The following is a 17,661-nucleotide window of genomic DNA, read 5'->3' as shown; positions in this document are numbered from 1 at the left end:
TGACACTTCCGAAGTGTCACCGTGACCGTTTCCGTCTGGCGTGACACTTTCGGAATGTCACTTGGAGCGCAAAGCATCACCGTGACAGTTCGGAACTGTCACGGTGACATGGTGCGCAACGCTGCGCTCAGGCGGTACCGGTCTCCTCGGCGACCATCCGGGCGATGATCCGGCGGACGTGGCTGACGGCGGCATCGGCGGCGACGTTGACCTCGGGGCGCGGCCCCTCCTCGTCGAGGATCTGCTGCATCTGCTCCAGGACGGCGCCGACCCGGCCGTAGTACGCCTCGAAGAGCGGGCGCAGCGTGCCGTCGGCGGCGGCGCCGGGAGCGAAGTTCCGGCTGACCCGCCACAGGTGGCGGGTGCGGGACTCCGAGACCGGAGCGAGTGCGTGGCTGAAGACGAACGTGGGGTTGCTCGGTGCCTGGGCGTCGAGGGTCACGGTCCAGCGGTCGACCCACCAGCCGGGGCTGGTGAATTCGCCGGTCTCGACCTGCTCGAACGACGCGCTCTCGGGCAGCTGCAGCACCTGGGAGTGGTACGGCGCCAGGGGAGAGGTCGGGAAGTGGCGGACGAACCGCACGCTGGTCTCGGTGACCTCCACGTCCATCGGTGGTGTCGGCCCCGCACTCAGGACCGGCGGGGCGATCTCGGAGTCGATGTGGGTGACGTGGGTGATGTCGCAGAAGTTGTCGAGCAGCAGGCCGATGCCGGCCGCGGTCTCGAGGGTCCCGCCGAAGGTGGTCCACCCGGCGTCGCGCAGGACGCCGGTGTCGGGCGGGGTGCGCAGGGCCGCGAGGCCGGGCTCGCCGGCCCAGACCCACACCAGGCTGCCGTCGTCGTGCACCGGGAAGGCTCGGACCGCGGCGCCGTACGGCACCTGGCTCTGGCTCGGCACGTCGACGCACCTGCCCGTGGGGTCGTAGGCGAACCCGGTGTAGGTGGAGCGGAGCAGGTCGCCGTCGAGGCGGCCGTCGCTGAGTCGGACGGGGCGGTGCACGCACCGGTCCTCGAGGGCGACCGCCTGGCCGTCGGTGGTGCGGTAGAGCACCACCGGGACGTCGAGGAGTCGGCGCGCGAGTGGCGTCCTGCCGACGTCCTCGGAGGCCGCGACGGCGTACCAGGTGTGGTGCGGCAGAGCTGCACGGCGGCTGATGACCATGGTGACCTCCTGGGTCAGGCGTCCAGCACGAGCCGCGAGCTGCGGGCCCGGGAGACACAGACCATCATGCACTCGTTCGACTCTCGCTCGTCGTCGTCGAGCACGGAGTCGCGGTGGTCGACCTCGCCCTCGAGCACGCTGAGCTCGCAGGTGCCGCAGACTCCTTCGAGGCAGGAGCCGAGCACGCTGGCGCCGGCGGCCCGCATGGTGTCGAAGACGCTCACGCCGGGCTCGACGGTGAGCGTGAGGCCGGAGCGCTGGAGGACCACCTCGAAGGCGGTGTCGTCGCCGTCGTCGACTCGCTCCTTGGCGGCGAAACGCTCGATGTGCAGGCTGTTGGAGGGCCACGGGGAGCAGCCCGACTCGACGGCGGCGAGCAGCGGCTCCGGGCCGCAGCAGTAGACCAGCGTGCCCGGGGCCGGGGTGCCGAGGAGCGTGGGCAGGTCGATCAGGCCGTGGGTGTCCTGGGGGACGAGCCGCACCCGGTCGCCGTACTTGGCGAGCAGGTCCTGGAAGGCCATCGAGTCGGTCGACCGGCCGCCGTAGTGGAGCTCCCACTCGGCGCCCGCGGCGTCGGCCTCCTCGATCATCGGCAGCATCGGGGTGATCCCGATCCCGCCGGCGATGAAGACGTAGCGACGGCTCGCGATCAGCGGGAAGTGGTTGCGCGGTCCGCGGATCCGCAGCCGGTCGCCGGCGCCCAGGGCGTGCACGGCGACGGAGCCGCCGCGGCTGTCCGGGGTCTTCAGCACGGCGACCTGGTAGCTGTCGCGGTCGGCCGGGGTGCCGCACAGCGAGTACTGCCGGACCAGGTCGTCACCGAGGATCAGGTCGATGTGCGCACCCGGCGTCCAGGACGGCAACGGGCTGCCGTCGGCGGCCGTCAGGGTCAGCAGCACGACGTCGTCGGCCACGCTCTCGGCGTGGGCCACCGAGACCTCGGCCTCGAACTCGGTCATCTGCGGCGGGGTCGGTTGCGTCATCGTCGTACCACTCATTCGGATCACATTCGGACTGTCGTTTGTATCCAAACGATAACCCGTGTCGTGGATCACGTCCACCGTCTGGCGGGGCCGAGTTTCAGGCGTTCACCCGGGCGACGTGGGTCAGGAAGCCGTCGACCAGGGCGTGCGCGCGGGCCCGGCTGCGCTCGTCGGCGGCGCGGGTCGTGGTGACGAGCTCGTCCAGGTCGTGGCCGAAGTCGACGGCGGCCGAGGCGCCGCCGAGGGTCAGCCAGCCCTCGAGCATCGTGCTGGTCAGCTCGGGGTGGAACTGCACGGCGAGGTTGCGACGCAGCACGAACGACTGGGAGGCGGCGTCGTTGCGGGCGATCTCGGTGGCCTCGGCGGGGAGGGCCCAGCGGTCGAAGTGCCACTGGAACCACGGCCCGGCCGGGACGAGCTCCTCGGCGTCGCTCTCGACGCTCGACCAGCCGATCTCGGGGTGCGGGGAGCGGGCGACCGAGCCGCCGTGCGCCGTCGCCAGCATCTGGCCGCCGAAGCAGATGCCGAGCACCGGGACGCCGGCCTCGTCCGCTGCGCGCAGCTCGGCGATCTCGGCCGGCACCCAGCTGCCGATCGTGGTCTCGTCGTAGGTCGACCACGGCGCTCCCATCGAGACCACCAGGTCGTAGTCGGTGAACCGCGGGAACTCGGCCGCCACCCACGGGCTGTGGTGGTTCGCCTCCGAGACGACGTCGTGCACCACGAGCTCGTAGCCGTGCTGCTCGAGGCGCTCTCCGATCGGACCGATGGGGGAGACGTGATCGTGGGCGATGACCAGGGCCTTCATGCCTGGAACCCTACAAAATTGTTTGGCCCCAAACAATCGCCGAGATGGACGGGTTGGAGGTGGAGCGGCCGCGGATCCCGTACGTTCGCGGGGTGAGCGAATCCAGCAACCCCGTGACGCCGTCCTTCGACCTCGGCCCGGACCACATCGAGCTGCGGAACTGGGTGCACGGCTTCGCCGCCGACGTGGTGCGCCCGGCCGCGCACGAGTGGGACGAGCGGGAGGAGTTCCCGTGGGAGGTCGTCGAGGAGGCGGCCAAGGCGGGGCTCTACTCCGTCGACTTCGTCGCCGCGCAGGCCTTCGACGAGACAGGCCTCGGATTCCCGGTGGCGATGGAGGAGCTGTTCTGGGGTGACGCCGGGATCGGGCTCTCCATCGTCGGGACGGCCCTCGCCGCCGCCGGTGTCAGCGCCAACGGAACACCGGAGCAGGTCGCCGAGTGGGTGCCGGCGATGTACGGCTCCCCGGGCGACCTCAAGCTCGGCGCGTTCTGCTCCTCCGAGCCCGACGCCGGTTCCGACGTCGGCTCGATGCGGACCCGGGCGATCTACGACGAAGCCACCGACGAGTGGGTGATCAACGGCACCAAGACCTGGGCGACCAACGGCGGCATCGCCGACGTCCACGTCGTCACCGCGGTCGTCGACCCCGAGCTGCGCACCCGGGGCCAGGCCTCCTTCGTCATCCCGCCCGGCACCAAGGGCCTGAGCCAGGGCCAGAAGTTCCACAAGCACGGCATCCGCGCCTCCCACACCGCCGAGGTCGTGCTCGACCAGGTCCGCATCCCCGGAAGCTGCCTGCTCGGCGGCAAGGAGAAGCTCGACCAGCGACTCGCTCGAGCGCGCGAGGGCACGGGCGCCCGGGGCAACGCCAGCATGGCGACCTTCGAGCGCACCCGTCCCGCCGTCGGTGCCCAGGCGATCGGGATCGCGCGGGCTGCGTACGAGGTGGCCTTGGACTACGCCAAGACCCGCGAGCAGTTCGGCAAGCCGATCATCGAGAACCAGGCGATCGCCTTCGCCCTGGCTGACATGGCCACGTCGATCGAGGCGTCGCGGCTGCTGGTCTGGCGCGCGGCGTGGATGGCCAAGCAGGGCAAGAAGTTCGAGAACGCCGAGGGCTCGATGTCGAAGCTGTTCGCGGGCGAGACCGCGATCAAGGTGACCGGTCAGGCGATGCAGATCCTTGGTGGCAACGGCTTCACCCGTGACTACCCGGTCGAGCGCTGGGCGCGCGACGCCAAGATCTACACGATCTTCGAGGGCACGTCCGAGATCCAGCGGTTGGTGATCGCGCGCTCGATCTCGGGTGCGCCGATCCGATGACGCACCCGTCGGGGCTGTTGCCACGCCTGATCGGGAGCAGGCTGTACTCGGTCGAGTTCGGTGCCGAGCACGTGCAGCTCCGCTTCGAGAACGACGACAGCTTCCACATGCCCTTCCTCAGCATGGACAGCCTGCCGGTCGTCGGCCAGGGCGGGCGCATCCTGCGAACCCTCGATGCCGGGTACGCCGACACGATCCGGGCCCTGGTCGGCCAGGAGGTCACCGCCGTGGTGGAGGACGTCGGGCACGGGATCCGGGTGGAGTTCGCTGGGACGTGGGTCGGTCTGGAGCCGGGCGCGGATGACCTGGTGGCGGACGAGGTCGCCACCCTGGCCGGCTTCACCGACGGATCGACGCAGATCTGGCGGCCGGGAGAAGGCATCTTCGCCGGCCTGGGCAGGCCGGACTAGCGGTTCTACTCGGCCTGGAGCTGGGTGACCCGGCCGTCCTCGACGTGCCAGCGCTCATCCAGCCGGACGGTGTCGAGCATCCGCCGGTCGTGCGAGACCAGCAGCAGTGCGCCGTCGTACGTCTCGAGCGCCTCCTCGAGCTGCTCGATCGCGGGCAGGTCGAGATGGTTCGTGGGCTCGTCGAGCACGAGCAGGTTGACCCCACGGGCCTGCAGCAGCGCCATCGCCGCGCGCGTCCGCTCGCCCGGCGACAACCGACCGACCGTGCTGGTCACCTGGTCGGCCTTGAGCCCGAACTTCGCCAGCAGCGTGCGTACGTCGGCGGGCGTCATGTCGGGCATCGCCGCCTCGAACGCGTCCCCGAGCGGAAGCTCCTCGGCCAGCCCCGTCCGGGCCTGGTCGATCTCGCCGACCGCGACCGAGGCACCGAGGCTGGCGCGCCCGGTGGTGGGGGCGAGGCGTCCGAGGAGGAGCCGCAGGAGCGTCGACTTCCCGGCGCCGTTGGGCCCGGTGACACCGATCCGGTCGCCGGCGTTGAGCTGGAGCGAGACCGGGCCGAGGGTGAAGTCGCCGAGCACCGCCGAGACGTCGTCGAGGGTGGCGACCACGGAGCTCGAGCGCGGTGCGCTGGCGATCGAGAACTGGAGCACCCACTCCTTGCGGGGCTCCTCGACCTCGTCGAGCCGCGCGATCCGCGACTCCATCTGGCGCACCTTCTGCGCCTGCTTCTCCGAGGACTCGCTCTGCGCCCTGCGCCGGACCTTGTCGTTGTCCGGCGACTTCCGCATCGCGTTGCGCACGCCCTGCGAGCTCCACTCCCGCTGGGTGCGTGCCCGCGCGACGAGGTCAGCCTTCTTGTCGGCGAACTCCTCGTAGGCCTCGCGTGCGTGCCGGCGGGCGATCGCACGCTCCTCGAGGAACGAGTCGTAGCCACCGTCGTAGACCGCCACCTGGTGCTGCGCCAGGTCGAGCTCGACGACCCGCGTCACCACCCGGGACAGGAACTCGCGGTCGTGCGAGACCAGGACGACGCCCGCCCGAAGGCCACGGACGAACTCCTCGAGGCGTTCCAGGCCGGCGAGGTCGAGGTCGTTGGTCGGCTCGTCGAGCAGCACCAGGTCGAACCGGCTGAGCAGCAGCGCCGCCAGCGCGGCGCGGGCCGTCTGCCCGCCGGACAGTCCGGTCATCAGGGCGTCAGCGCCGACGTCGAGACCGAGGTCGGCGAGCATCGGCGGCAGCCGGTCCTCGAGGTCGGGAGCGCCGGTCGCCAGCCAGTGGTTGAGGCTGTCGGCATAGGCGTCGTCGGCCCCTGGCGCGTCCGTGCCGAGGGCGGCGGCCGCCTCCTCCATCGCGGTCGTCGCTGCCGCGGCTCCGGTCCGGCGGGCGACGTACTGCCCGACGGTCTCGCCGACGATCCGCTCGTGCTCCTGGGGGAGCCAGCCGACGAACGCGTCACTGGGTGCGGTCGAGACCTGGCCGTCGAGCGGGTCGAGATCGCCGGCGAGGATGCGCAGCAGCGTGGACTTGCCGGCACCGTTGGCGCCGACGATCCCGACGACGTCGCCCGGAGCGACCGTGAGGTCGAGCGACTCGAAGAGCGTCCGGTGAGCGTGCCCGCCCGCGAGATTCTTGCTGACGAGGGTGGCGCTCACCGGACGATCGTAGTGGCGTCAGGCCGCGGCAGCCTTGACCGCGTCGGCCAGCGGCGTCGACGGCCGGCCGATCAGGGTCTCGAGGTCGGTGGTCGGCACCTCGAGCGCTCCGCGGGCGATCCCGGCGTCGGAGTCGGCGAGGATCGCGGCGAACGGAGCGGGCACGCCGGCCTCGGTCAGCGCCGCCTCGTAGGCCTCGACCGGGAGGTCGGTGTAGCTGAGGGGCGTCCCGGTCGCCTCGGTGACCGCAGCCGCCAGCTCGTCAAGGGTGAAGCCCGTCCCGCCCAGCTCGTACGTCGCCTCCGGAGCGTCCAGCAGCAGGGCTGCGGCAGCGGCGTCGGCGAAGTCGGCCCGCGTCGCCGCGCTGACGACGCCCTTCCCGGCGGAACCGAGCACGGTGCCGTGCTGCAGGTAGGTCGCGAGCTGGTCGGTGTAGTTCTCGATGTACCAACCGTTGCGCAGGATCGTGGCGTTCAGGCCGGAGGCAGCGATCGCCTCCTCGGTCGCGATGTGCTCGGCCGCCAGTGCCAGGTCGCCTTCGGTGGCGTTGGCGATGCTGGTGTAGGCCAGCAGGTCGACGCCCGCGGCGACGGCGGCGTCGATCACGTTCTGGTGCTGGGTCGCGCGCTGGCCGACCGCGTTGCTGGAGATCAGCAGGACCCGGTCCGCTCCGGCGAAGGCGGCGTCGAGGGAGGCGCGGTCGGTGTAGTCGGCGGCCACGGTGCGCACGCCGCGCGCGGCCAGGTCGGCGATCGCCGCGGTGTCGCGGGCCGTGGCGACGACGGTCGCGGGCGCCGTACCGCGGGCGAGGAGGGCTTCGACGGTGAGGCGGCCGAGGTGGCCGGAGGCACCGGTGACGACGATGGTGGCGGGGGAGGACGTGCTGCGGGTCATGGGAATGCCTTTCGGGAGGGGTGAGGTCTCACCGGTCTCCAACGACGCCGTCGCCGCCATACTTCCCATTGGTTAGTACGCACTTTGAAGTAAGGTACTGACATGGTGGTGAGTATCGAAGAGACGTTCCCAGGCGGGATCTTCCCGGCCGCCTGCCCGAGCCGCACGCTGCTCGACCACGTGACGAGCAAGTGGGGCGTGCTGGTGCTGGTCTCGCTCGCCGACGGCACGCACCGGTGGAGCGAGCTCCGTCGGCGGGCCCAGGGTGTCAGCGAGAAGATGCTGGCCCAGACGCTCAAGACGTTGGAGGCCGACGGTCTGGTCCGGCGGGAGCAGCAGCCGGTGATGCCGCCGCACGTCGACTACAGCCTGACGCCGCTCGGCGAGGACCTGGCCGAGGTGCTGGTGCCCTTGCTGACCTGGGTCGGACGCAATGCCGACGCCGTCGTCGGAGACGCCGAGCCGGCGACGAGCTAGAGCAGCCCCAGGGCCTGGGCGTGGTGGCGGAGCGTGTCGCTGTCGCCGACCAGGTGGAAGGGGACCGCGTCGGGCCAGGTCGCGGTGACGGCCTCGACCCGACCGTCGGTGGGATCGACCCGGACCTCGCGGATGAAGACGGCCAGGATCCGGTCGGGGTTGGCCGCGACGATGTCGGCGTAGATCTGCGGATCCTTCTCGCCGGAGTCGCCGATCAGCACGAACGGCAGACCCGGGTGCAGGTCGAGCACCTCCTGGATCCGGCCGTGCTTGGGCTCACGTCCGGACCCGTCGCCGAGCAGGTCGCGCAGCAGCAAGGGTCCGATCGGGAAGTCCTGGTGGGTGAGGAAGTCGAGCAGGAACCCGTGCAGGTTCCAGGGGCTCGAGGAGACGTAGAAGACCGGGTTCAGCCCGGCCGCGAGATCGCGGTAGAGCGCGGGCGTCCCGGCGAACGAGGTCCGGGTCAGCGCCGAGCCGAAGAAGGTGCGCCGCACCATCAGGCGTCGGTGCTGCACCCCGGTCTCGAGGATGGTGTCGTCGATGTCGGAGATGACCCCGAACCGCGCATCAGCGCCGGGCACCAGCACCTCGGCCGCGGTCGCATACGGCTCAGCGAGGCCTCGATAGGCCTCGGAGCGCTCGACCGTCCCGGCCGTCGAGGGGGAGAGGAGGTCACCTTCGGACGGGATCACGGTGACCCGGAAGTAGCCGTCCTCGTCCGAGATGGTGCTGAGCTCCGCGCCGGCGATCCGGACCTGGATCGGCACGCCGGCGAGCTCGGTGGTGGTGAAGCGTCGCAGGGTCCGGCGCAAGGCGACCCGGCGACGCTCCCCGTCGACGGGGTCCGTCGGCAGCGGTGCGTCCAGGACCCGCCCGCGGATCACGATCCCGGCGGGACCGCCGTGTCCGCCGTACGACTCGATCCGGAAATGCGTCGGGGTTCGTCCGGCCGAGCGCCGGCTCCGCCGCGAGTCCCAGCTGCGCTCGAGGCCGGCCAGCCGGTCGCCCCAGCCGCTCACGCGTCCCAACCCAGGGGGCGGAACTTCTTCGGCAGCCCGGCGACCACGAGCCGGTAGGACTCATCGACGGCGTCGAGCAGCTCGTCGTCGTCGATCACGCCGTTGTAGGCCAGGTCGTTCCAGCCCGAGCGGCCGATGTAGGCCATCACCGAGGCGTCCTCGGGCGCGCGGGAGAGCCAGGTGTCGGCCTCCTCGCGGCTGCGGCCGCACTTGACCCCGACCTTGTCGGCGCTGACGAAGGCGAAGATCTTGCCGCGCTCGTCCGGCCCGACCTTGACCACCGGGAACTCGTGGTCCCACGGGTTGTCGGCCCACGTTCCAGGAAGTGCGAGGCAGTGGGCGACCATCGTGGCTGCGTCCATGCAGCAGACTCTAGGCCGCGTCGCCGGGTGGAACAGGGAAGCCGAGGGCGACCCGGACGACCGGTTCGAAGGCACCGGCGATCGCGGCGTAGCCGGCGTCGTTGGGATGGAACCGGTCCGCAGCGAGCTTGCCGCGCCACGAGGACGGTCCGCTGGTGCGCAGGTCCACGACCCGCACCGCGCCGCGGGCCCGTGCGAGTTCGACCCGTTGGTTGGCGGCCCGGGCGGCGGCTCGCGGCTGCGGCAGCGTCGCCACGACCGTTCCCGTCGGCACGAGGTCGAGCACGGCGGCGAACGACTCGGGCAGCCGACGACGGTGGCGCCTGGCTCCGAAGAGGTCGTTGGAGCCGACGAGGAGGGTCACGAGGTCGGGGGTCCCGCTGTGGGCCGGCAGCGCTCGGTACGCCGGGAGCTGTTGCTCGAGGACATCGCCGACCCGAGCGCCCGTGGCTGAGAGGTTGATGATGCGGGGCCGCTGGTCCGGCGGGAGTCGGTGCAGGAGCTGATCGACCCACCCGGAGTCGTAGCTGCTCGCACCGAGGCCCTGGGACAGCGAGTCGCCCAGAACGATCCAGCGTTGTCCGGGCAGGGCGAGCTCCTGGAGGTTCCGCCGGTGCCACGCGGCCGCGTACGGATCGGCCTGGCGTTGGACGCGGCCGACCCCGGGCAGGCCTCGCGCCAGACCACGGAGCAGGAGACCCGGCCTCCGGCCGGTGCGGTTGTCGTAGCCCAGAACGGCCCCATCCGTCATGGGGTCAGCCTAGGCAGCACGTGTCAGACGTTGCGCCGGTACTGCCCGCCGACCTCGAAGAACGCGTCGGTGATCTGACCGAGGGTGCACACCCGGGCAGCGTCCATCAGCACCGCGAACACGTTCTGGTCGGTGGTCGCCGCCTCCTTGAGCCGGGCCAGCGCTGCGGTCGCCTCGTCGGCGTGGGCGGTCTGGAAGGCGCGGAGTCGGGTGAGCTGCGAGCGCTTCTCGTCCTCGGTCGCCCGGGCCAGCTCCACCGTCCCCTCCACCTCGGACTCGGGCGCGGGCCGCCGGAACGTGTTGACCCCGATGATCGGCAACGAGCCGTCGTGCTTGCGGTGCTCGTACGTCATCGACTCGTCCTGGATCCGGCCGCGCTGGTAGCCGGTCTCCATCGCGCCGAGCACCCCGCCGCGCTCGGAGATCCGCTCGAACTCCGCCAGCACCGCGGCCTCGACCAGGTCGGTGAGCTCGTCGATCACGAACGAGCCCTGGAGCGGGTTCTCGTTCATCGCCAGGCCCCACTCCCGGTTGATGATCAGCTGGATCGCCAGCGCGCGCCGCACCGACTCAGGGCTCGGCGTGGTGACCGCCTCGTCGTAGGCGTTGGTGTGCAACGAGTTGGCGTTGTCGTAGATCGCGATCAGTGCCTGCAGCGTGGTGCGGATGTCGTTGAAGTCCATCTCCTGCGCGTGCAGCGAACGCCCGGACGTCTGGACGTGGTACTTCAGCTTCTGGGAGCGCTCACTCGCGCCGTACTTCTCCTTCATCGCGATCGCCCAGATCCGGCGCGCGACCCGGCCGATGACGGAGTACTCGGGGTCCATCCCGTTGGAGAAGAAGAACGACAGGTTGGGCGCGAAGTCGTCGATCGCCATGCCGCGGGCGAGGTAGGACTCGACGTAGGTGAACCCGTTGGCGAGGGTGAAGGCGAGCTGGCTGATCGGGTTCGCCCCGGCCTCGGCGATGTGATAGCCCGAGATCGACACGGAGTAGAAGTTGCGCACCTCCTGGTCGATGAACCACTGCTGGATGTCGGCCATGCAGCGCAGCGAGAACTCGGTCGAGAACAGGCAGGTGTTCTGGCCCTGGTCCTCCTTGAGGATGTCGGCCTGCACCGTCCCGCGCACGGTGCGCAGGGCCTCGGCAGGATCCACCCCCTGCTCCCGGGCCTGGTCGATCACCGTGTTGAGGAAGAACGCCAGCACCGTCGGGGCCGGCCCGTTGATCGTCATGCTCACCGAGGTGGTCGGTGAGAGCAGGTCGAAGCCGGCGTAGAGCTGCTTCATGTCGTCCAGCGTCGCCACCGAGACGCCCGACGTGCCGACCTTGCCGTAGATGTCGGGCCGTTCGTCCGGGTCGTGGCCGTAGAGCGTCACCGAGTCGAACGCGGTCGAGAGCCGGGTGGCGGGCTGACCCTCGGAGAGCAGGTGGAAGCGCCGGTTGGTGCGCGCCGGATCGCCCTCACCGGCGAACATCCGCGCCGGGTCCTCGTTCTCGCGTTTGAACGGGAACACCCCGGCGGTGAAGGGGAACCGGCCCGGCAGGTTCTCCCGCCGCCAGAACCGGACGAGGTCACCGTGGTCGCTGAACCGGGGGACGGCGACGCGGGGCACGCGGGTGCCCGACAGCGAGATCCGACCGGCGTCCTCCGCATGCTCGGCGACGATCGCCGGCCACGCGTCGAGGTCGCTGCGCACCTCCTCCGGCACGTCGTACGACGCCTGCGCCGCTGCGGCAGCGACCTCGTCGGATCCGGTCAGCTCGGCAGCGACGGTGCTGAACGCCTGCGCCCGGCTCGCCAACCTGGCCAGCTCCTCGGTGCGGGCGTGGAAGGCGCGCACGCCCTCGCTGATCTCGGCCAGGTAGCGGATCCGCTGGGGCGGCACGATCGGGTGGATCGAGCTGGAGTGCCGCACGTCGACCGGGGCCAGCGCGCCGTCCTCGAACCGCACGCCGGCGGGCCCGAGCAGGCGGACGAGCTCCTGGTAGAGCGCGGTGGTGCCGTCGTCGTTGAACGTCGCGGCCGACGTGCCGAAGACCGGCATCTCCTCCGGACCCTTCCCGAAGGCCTCCCGGTTGCGGACCAGTTGGCGACCCACGTCACGCAACGCGTCGAGCGCCCCACGGCGCTCGAACTTGTTGATCGCCACCACGTCGGCGAAGTCGAGCATGTCGATCTTCTCCAGCTGGGAGGCCGCGCCGAACTCCGGCGTCATCACGTACAGCGAGCGGTCGACGAAGCCGATGATGCCGGCGTCGCCCTGCCCGATCCCGGGCGTCTCGACGATCACCAGGTCGAAGCCGCCGGCCTTGACCACGGTCAGCACGTCGGCGAGGTGCTCGGGCACCTCGTGGGCGCCGCGGGTGGCCAGGCTGCGGAAGAAGGTCTGGTCCGACAGGGCGTTCATCCGGATCCGGTCGCCGAGCAGGGCGCCACCACCGTGGCGCCTGGTCGGGTCGATCGCCAGCACGGCGACCCGGAGCTTGTCCTGCTGGTCGACCCGCAGCCGTCGGACCAGCTCGTCGGTGAGGGAGGACTTGCCCGAGCCGCCGGTGCCGGTGATGCCCAGGACCGGGACGTCGCCGGCGGCCGCACGCAGCCGCGCCAGCACGTCCTCGGGCAATCGACCCTGCTCGGCGCCGGTGATCGACCGGGCGATCGCCCCGCGGTCCCCGGCCAGGACGCCCTCGACGTCGGCGCCGCGCGCGGCCCAGAGGTCGACGTCGATCTCGGCCACGACGGAGCTGATCATCCCGGCCAGCCCCATCCGCTGGCCGTCCTCGGGGGAGAAGATCGTCACGCCGGAGGAGCGGAGCCGGGCGATCTCGGCGGGGATGATCACGCCGCCACCACCGCCAACGACCTTGATCTGGTCGGCACCACGTTCGCGCAGGCAGGCGACCAGGTACTCGAAGTACTCGACGTGCCCGCCCTGGTACGACGACACCGCGATGCCCTGGGCGTCCTCCTCGATCGCGGCGTCGACCACCTCGCGCACCGAGCGGTTGTGGCCGAGGTGGATCACCTCGCACCCCTGGGACTGGAAGATCCGCCGCATGATGTTGATCGCGGCGTCGTGCCCGTCGAACAGGCTGCTCGCGGTCACCAGTCGCGGGTGGTGGGTCGGCACGTGGAGCTGCCCCGTGGTCGAGCCCGTGGTCGAGCCTCTGGTCGAGTCCGTCATCGATCCTCCCGAATGATCTGAAATCAGATTATCGGACGTCCTACTAAATCGGAACCGATTAGGGTCGTGCCATGTCTGAGACCCGGTTGCCGTTCGACCCGATCGAGCGCGCCGGCGATCTGTGGGAGGACCGCTTCGGTCCGGCCGACCGGATGCGAGTGGTCACCTCGGTGATGCGGGCCCAGCAGCTGATGCTCTCCGCCCTCGACGCCGCACTGAAGCCGCACGGGCTCACCTTCGCGCGCTACGAGGTGCTGGTCCTGCTGCACTTCAGCCGCTCCGGCGCACTGCCGCTGAGCAAGGTGGGGGAGCGCCTGATGGTCCACCCGACCTCGGTCACCAGCGCGATCGACCGGCTCGAGGCGCAGGGCTTCGTCGAGCGGCTGCCCGACGAGTCCGACCGGCGACGGACGCTCGCACGGCTGACGCCCGCCGGGCGTCGTACCGTCGAAGAGGCGACCGGGGCCGTGACGGCGATCGACTTCGCGATCACCGGCCTCTCGGCCGACCAGGAGCAGGACCTCTACCGGATCCTGCGCGACTTCCGGATCGGTGCCGGCGACTTCCCCGCTGGGGGATGAAACTGTCGGTGGTCCCTCCTAGCGTGGGCGGCATGACCACCGAACGCGACGACATCCTCGACCTGCTGCACAAGCACCGGGAGCTGTTCCGGTTCACCGTCCAGGGGCTCACCGACGACCAGGCCCGCTCCCGCCCGACCGTCAGCGAGCTGAGCCTGGGCGGCCTGGTCAAGCACGTCACCTCGACCGAACGGACCTGGGCCGAGTTCATCCGCTCCGGCCCGGCCGACGCGCCCGACGTCGACTGGGCGAACGTCGACTGGTCCAACCCGCCGGCCGCGGTGATCGAGCACCAGAACAGCTTCATCCTCCTGGAGGGCGAGACCCTCGCGGGCGTCCTCGAGGAGTACGACGCCGTGGCGGCTGCGACCGACGAGCTGGTGCGCACCGTCGACCTGGAGGAGCGGCACCCGCTCCCGACCGCACCGTGGTTCGAGTCCGGCGCCTCGTGGGCGAACCGGCGCGTGTTCACCCACATCGCGGTCGAGACCGCCCAGCACGCCGGCCACGCCGACATCATCCGGGAGACGATCGACGGTCAGAAGTCGATGGGCTGAGCCGCTCCGCGTCAGGCGATCACGAGCACGAGGTCGCCGCCGTCGACGGGCTGGGTGGCGCGCACGGCGAGCCGCTGCACCACGCCGCCGACGGGAGCGGTGATCGCGGCCTCCATCTTCATCGCCTCGATGGTGGCGACGGTGTCGCCGGCAGCGACGGTGTCCCCGACCGCGACGACGGGGGTGACGGCGCCCTGGAACGGTGCCGGGACGTGGCCGGGGACGGCAGGGTCGGCCTTCTCCACGGCGGCCGCTTCGGCCTCGACGGAGCGGTCGCGGACCGGGATCGGGCGCATCTGGCCGTTGATCGTGCACAGCACGGTGCGGATCCCGCGCTCGTCGGGGTCACCGATCCCCTCGAGGCCGAAGTAGACCTGCTTGCCCTCCTCGAGGGTGACGACGTGGTGCTCGCCGGAGCGCAGGCCGTAGAGGTAGTCCAGGGTCGGGATCACCGAGACGTCGCCCCACTTCGAGCGGGCCTCGCCGAACTCGCGGGTGGGGGCGGGGAAGAGCAGCCGGTTGAGCGTCGCCCGCGGTTCGGCGGCCAGCGCGGCCGCGTCCTCGGCCGACAGGTCGGCGCTCGGGGCCGTCCACGGCCGGCCGGCGATCGCCTGGGAGCGGAACGGCTCCGGCCAGCCGCCGGGCGGGTCGCCGAGCTCGCCGTGCAGGAACCCGAGGACCGACTCGGGGATGTCGAACGCGGCCGGATCGGCGGCGAACGCGAGCGGATCGGCACCCGCGGCGACCAGGGCGAGGGCGAGGTCACCGATCACCTTCGACGACGGGGTCACCTTGGGCACGCGGCCGAGGATCTGGTTCGCGGCGGCGTACATGTCCTCGATCGCCTCGAACCGCTCACCGAGCCCCAGCGCGATCGCCTGCTGGCGCAGGTTGGAGAGCTGGCCGCCGGGGATCTCGTGGGAGTAGACCCGACCCGTCGGGGCGGGCAGGCCGGACTCGAAGGGCGCGTAGACCCGGCGCACCGACTCCCAGTAGGGCTCGAGCGCGTTCACGGATCCCAAGGAGAGACCGGTCGGGCGGGCGGAGAAGTCGGTGGCCGCGACCAGTGCCGACAGGGACGGCTGCGAGGTGGTCCCCGACATCGGGGCCGACGCGGCGTCGACGGCGTCGACGCCGGCCTCGATCGCCGCGGTCAGGGTGGCGAGCTGGCCGCCGGGGGTGTCGTGGGTGTGCAGGTGCACCGGCAGGTCGAACCGCTCGCGCAGCGCCGTGACGAGGGTGCGGGCAGCCGGGGCGCGGAGCAGGCCGGCCATGTCCTTGATCGCCAGCACGTGCGCGCCGGCGTCGACGATCTGCTCGGCCAGACGCAGGTAGTAGTCCAGCGTGTAGAGCTGCTCGGACGGGTCCGACAGGTCGCCGGTGTAGCAGAGCGCGACCTCGGCCACGGTGGTGCCGGTGGCCCGGACGGCGTCGATCGCCGGACGCATCTGGGAGACGTCGTTGAGGGCGTCGAAGATCCGGAACACGTCGACCCCGGTGGCCGCGGCCTCGGCGACGAACGCGTCGGTGACCGCGGTGGGGTACGGCGTGTAGCCGACCGTGTTGCGCCCGCGCAGCAGCATCTGGAGGTTGATGTTGGGGATCGCCGCACGGAGCTGGGCCAGCCGCTCCCACGGATCCTCGTTGAGGAAGCGCAACGTGACGTCGTACGTCGCCCCGCCCCACGCCTCGACCGACCAGAGCTGCGGGGTCAGACGGGCCACGTGCTCCCCGACCCCGACCAGGTCGCGGGTCCGGACCCGGGTGGCGAGCAGGGACTGGTGGGCGTCGCGGAACGTGGTGTCGGTGACCGCGACCTCGTTCTGGGCCCGCAGAGCGGCCGCGAAACCGTCCGGGCCGAGCTCGCGGAGCCGGTCACGGGAACCGGACGGGATCGGCGTCGACAGGTCGAGGGCCGGGAGCTTCGAGGCCGGGTCGGTCCCCACGGGCGCCGTTCCGTGCGGGTGGTTCACGGTCACGTCGGCGAGGTAGGTCAGCAGCCGGGTGCCGCGGTCGCCACTCGCCCGGGCGGTGAGCAGCTGCGGGTGGGTCTCGATGAAGGAGGTCGTCACCCGGCCGGCGGCGAAGTCGGGGTCGTCCAGCAACGCCTGGAGGAACGCGATGTTGGTCGCGACGCCACGGATCCGGAACTCCGCGACCGCACGCCGCGAGCGACGGACGGCGTCGTCGAACGTCCGGCCGCGGCAGGTCAGCTTGGCCAGCATCGAGTCGAAGTGCGCGCTGATCTCGGCACCGGAGTAGGTGGTGCCTCCGTCGACGCGGACGCCGGCGCCGCCTGGGGAGCGGTAGGTGGTGATCACGCCGGTGTCGGGACGGAACCCGTTGGCGGGGTCCTCGGTGGTGATCCGGCACTGCAACGCCGCACCGCGCAGCACGATCGCGTCCTGGGAGAGCCCGAGGTCGGCCAGGGTCTCGCCTGCGGCGATCCGCATCTGGGCCTGGACCAGGTCGACGTCGGTGACCTCCTCGGTCACCGTGTGCTCGACCTGGATCCGCGGGTTCATCTCGATGAACACGTAGTTGCCGGCAGGATCGAGGAGGAACTCCACGGTGCCCGCGCACGAGTAGTTGATCGCCCGGGCGAACCGCACCGCGTCGGCACACATGCGGTCCCGGAGCTCGGGGTCCAGGTGCGGGGCGGGGGCGATCTCGACGACCTTCTGGTGACGGCGCTGGACCGAGCAGTCCCGCTCGTAGAGATGGATCACGTTCCCGGCACCGTCGGCGAGGATCTGGACCTCGATGTGGCGCGGCTCGACCACGGCCTGCTCGATGAACACGGTGCCGTCACCGAAGGCGGCCTCGCCCTCGCGCATGCAGGTCTCGACCGAGGCGCGCAGGTCAGCCGGGTCGTCGACCCGACGCATCCCACGACCCCCGCCACCGGCGACCGCCTTGACGAACAGCGGGTACGGGATCGCGGCCGCCTCGACCTCGGCGAGCAGGACGTCGACGTCTGTGGACGGCTCCACCGACGCCAGGGTCGGGACGCCGGCAGCCTTCGCCGCCGCGATCGCGCGCGCCTTGTTGCCGGTCAGCTCCAACACCTCGGCGCTGGGCCCGATGAAGGTGATCCCCGCCTCGGCACACGCCTCGGCCAGCGCCGGGTTCTCGCTCAAGAAGCCGTAGCCCGGGTAGATCGCGTCGGCCCCCGCGGCGACGGCCGTCGCGACGATCCCTGCGGGATCGAGGTAGGCCCGGACCGGGTGTCCGACCTCGCCGATCTGGTAGGCCTCGTCGGCCTTCAGCCGGTGCTCGGAGCCACGGTCCTCCTGCGGGAAGACGGCGACGGTACGAGCACCGAGCTCGTAGGCGGCACGGAAGGCGCGGATGGCGATCTCTCCGCGATTGGCAACGAGGACCTTGGAGAACACCCTGGGCACGCTAGCCACGATCGCGAGCCGGTGCGGGAGTCGACCGACTGGTGGACGATACGTTCCGCCGGGCGGAACGAAGGGCCGGAATCGGGGC

The 17,661-nt window shown here is 71.2% G+C and carries 15 protein-coding genes; 5 read left to right on the top strand and 10 right to left on the bottom strand.

Annotated features, from left to right (window positions below; all coding sequences use genetic code 11):
- Positions 1-127: 127 nt before the first annotated feature.
- The 3 genes from ACZ5J1_RS11350 to ACZ5J1_RS11340 all read right to left on the bottom strand — a co-directional run bounded on the left by ACZ5J1_RS11350 (position 128) and on the right by ACZ5J1_RS11340 (position 2,953).
- Positions 128-1,162: an aromatic ring-hydroxylating dioxygenase subunit alpha gene (locus tag ACZ5J1_RS11350; protein WP_464558806.1), complete on the bottom strand. Its 1,035-nt coding sequence runs from the start codon at positions 1,160-1,162 to the stop codon at positions 128-130.
- A 14-nt stretch (positions 1,163-1,176) separates the two neighbouring features.
- Entirely contained in the window at positions 1,177-2,145 is a 969-nt protein-coding gene (locus ACZ5J1_RS11345) for a PDR/VanB family oxidoreductase (protein ID WP_464558804.1), read from the bottom strand.
- Between the two features lie 97 nt (positions 2,146-2,242).
- Positions 2,243-2,953: a type 1 glutamine amidotransferase gene (locus tag ACZ5J1_RS11340; protein ID WP_464558802.1), complete on the bottom strand. Its 711-nt coding sequence runs from the start codon at positions 2,951-2,953 to the stop codon at positions 2,243-2,245.
- Positions 2,954-3,045: 92 nt separating this feature from the next.
- Between ACZ5J1_RS11340 and ACZ5J1_RS11335 the strand changes: the two genes are divergently transcribed.
- Together ACZ5J1_RS11335 and ACZ5J1_RS11330 are read left to right on the top strand one after the other, a co-directional pair.
- Positions 3,046-4,278, top strand: coding sequence for an acyl-CoA dehydrogenase family protein (locus tag ACZ5J1_RS11335; RefSeq protein WP_464558800.1), 1,233 nt, complete (start codon positions 3,046-3,048; stop codon positions 4,276-4,278).
- Positions 4,275-4,688 carry a hypothetical protein gene (locus ACZ5J1_RS11330; RefSeq protein ID WP_464558798.1) on the top strand — a complete coding sequence of 138 codons (414 nt, stop codon included), beginning with the start codon at positions 4,275-4,277 and terminating at the stop codon, positions 4,686-4,688. The genes ACZ5J1_RS11335 and ACZ5J1_RS11330 overlap by 4 nt, the downstream gene beginning before the upstream one ends.
- Before the next feature lie 5 nt (positions 4,689-4,693).
- On the opposite strand, the gene ACZ5J1_RS11325 is transcribed toward ACZ5J1_RS11330, so the two are convergent.
- Both ACZ5J1_RS11325 and ACZ5J1_RS11320 read right to left on the bottom strand, forming a co-directional pair.
- Positions 4,694-6,340: an ABC-F family ATP-binding cassette domain-containing protein gene (locus ACZ5J1_RS11325; protein ID WP_464558796.1), complete on the bottom strand. Its 1,647-nt coding sequence runs from the start codon at positions 6,338-6,340 to the stop codon at positions 4,694-4,696.
- Positions 6,341-6,358: 18 nt separating this feature from the next.
- Positions 6,359-7,234, bottom strand: a complete 876-nt coding sequence (locus tag ACZ5J1_RS11320) for an NmrA family NAD(P)-binding protein (RefSeq protein WP_464558794.1) — start codon at positions 7,232-7,234, stop codon at positions 6,359-6,361.
- 108 nt (positions 7,235-7,342) lie between these two features.
- Between ACZ5J1_RS11320 and ACZ5J1_RS11315 the strand changes: the two genes are divergently transcribed.
- Complete coding sequence (locus tag ACZ5J1_RS11315) at positions 7,343-7,711, top strand: winged helix-turn-helix transcriptional regulator (protein WP_464558792.1); 369 nt, start codon at positions 7,343-7,345, stop codon at positions 7,709-7,711.
- Here ACZ5J1_RS11315 and ACZ5J1_RS11310 read toward each other — a convergent pair.
- From ACZ5J1_RS11310 to icmF, 4 genes are read right to left on the bottom strand one after another with little or no spacing between them, the layout of a single operon-like run.
- Positions 7,708-8,730 (bottom strand): phosphatase domain-containing protein, encoded by a 1,023-nt coding sequence (locus ACZ5J1_RS11310; RefSeq protein ID WP_464558790.1) that lies wholly within the window; start codon positions 8,728-8,730, stop codon positions 7,708-7,710. The genes ACZ5J1_RS11315 and ACZ5J1_RS11310 overlap by 4 nt on opposite strands.
- A complete protein-coding gene (locus tag ACZ5J1_RS11305; RefSeq protein WP_464558788.1) occupies positions 8,727-9,092 on the bottom strand; it encodes an MmcQ/YjbR family DNA-binding protein in 366 nt (121 codons plus the stop codon). The genes ACZ5J1_RS11310 and ACZ5J1_RS11305 overlap by 4 nt, the downstream gene beginning before the upstream one ends.
- Before the next feature lie 10 nt (positions 9,093-9,102).
- A complete protein-coding gene (locus ACZ5J1_RS11300; protein ID WP_464558786.1) occupies positions 9,103-9,843 on the bottom strand; it encodes an SGNH/GDSL hydrolase family protein in 741 nt (246 codons plus the stop codon).
- 23 nt (positions 9,844-9,866) lie between these two features.
- On the bottom strand, positions 9,867-13,031 hold the full coding sequence (gene icmF / locus ACZ5J1_RS11295; RefSeq protein ID WP_464558784.1) for a fused isobutyryl-CoA mutase/GTPase IcmF: 3,165 nt from the start codon (positions 13,029-13,031) through the stop codon (positions 9,867-9,869).
- Between the two features lie 71 nt (positions 13,032-13,102).
- On the opposite strand from icmF, the gene ACZ5J1_RS11290 reads away from it, so the two are divergent.
- Together ACZ5J1_RS11290 and ACZ5J1_RS11285 are read left to right on the top strand one after the other, a co-directional pair.
- A complete protein-coding gene (locus ACZ5J1_RS11290) occupies positions 13,103-13,612 on the top strand; it encodes a MarR family winged helix-turn-helix transcriptional regulator (RefSeq protein ID WP_464558782.1) in 510 nt (169 codons plus the stop codon).
- A 32-nt stretch (positions 13,613-13,644) separates the two neighbouring features.
- Complete coding sequence (locus ACZ5J1_RS11285; protein ID WP_464558780.1) at positions 13,645-14,169, top strand: DinB family protein; 525 nt, start codon at positions 13,645-13,647, stop codon at positions 14,167-14,169.
- A gap of 11 nt (positions 14,170-14,180) precedes the next feature.
- Here the strand turns inward: ACZ5J1_RS11285 and ACZ5J1_RS11280 are convergent, their stop codons facing one another.
- The gene (locus ACZ5J1_RS11280; protein WP_464558778.1) at positions 14,181-17,564 is read right to left on the bottom strand and encodes a pyruvate carboxylase; all 3,384 of its coding nucleotides are present in this window, start codon (positions 17,562-17,564) and stop codon (positions 14,181-14,183) included.
- Positions 17,565-17,661: the final 97 nt, after the last annotated feature.

Source organism: Nocardioides sp. JCM 18999 (assembly GCF_055391175.1).
Note: the sequence above shows the minus strand (reverse complement) of the source record. Positions and strands in the feature narration are given on the sequence as shown.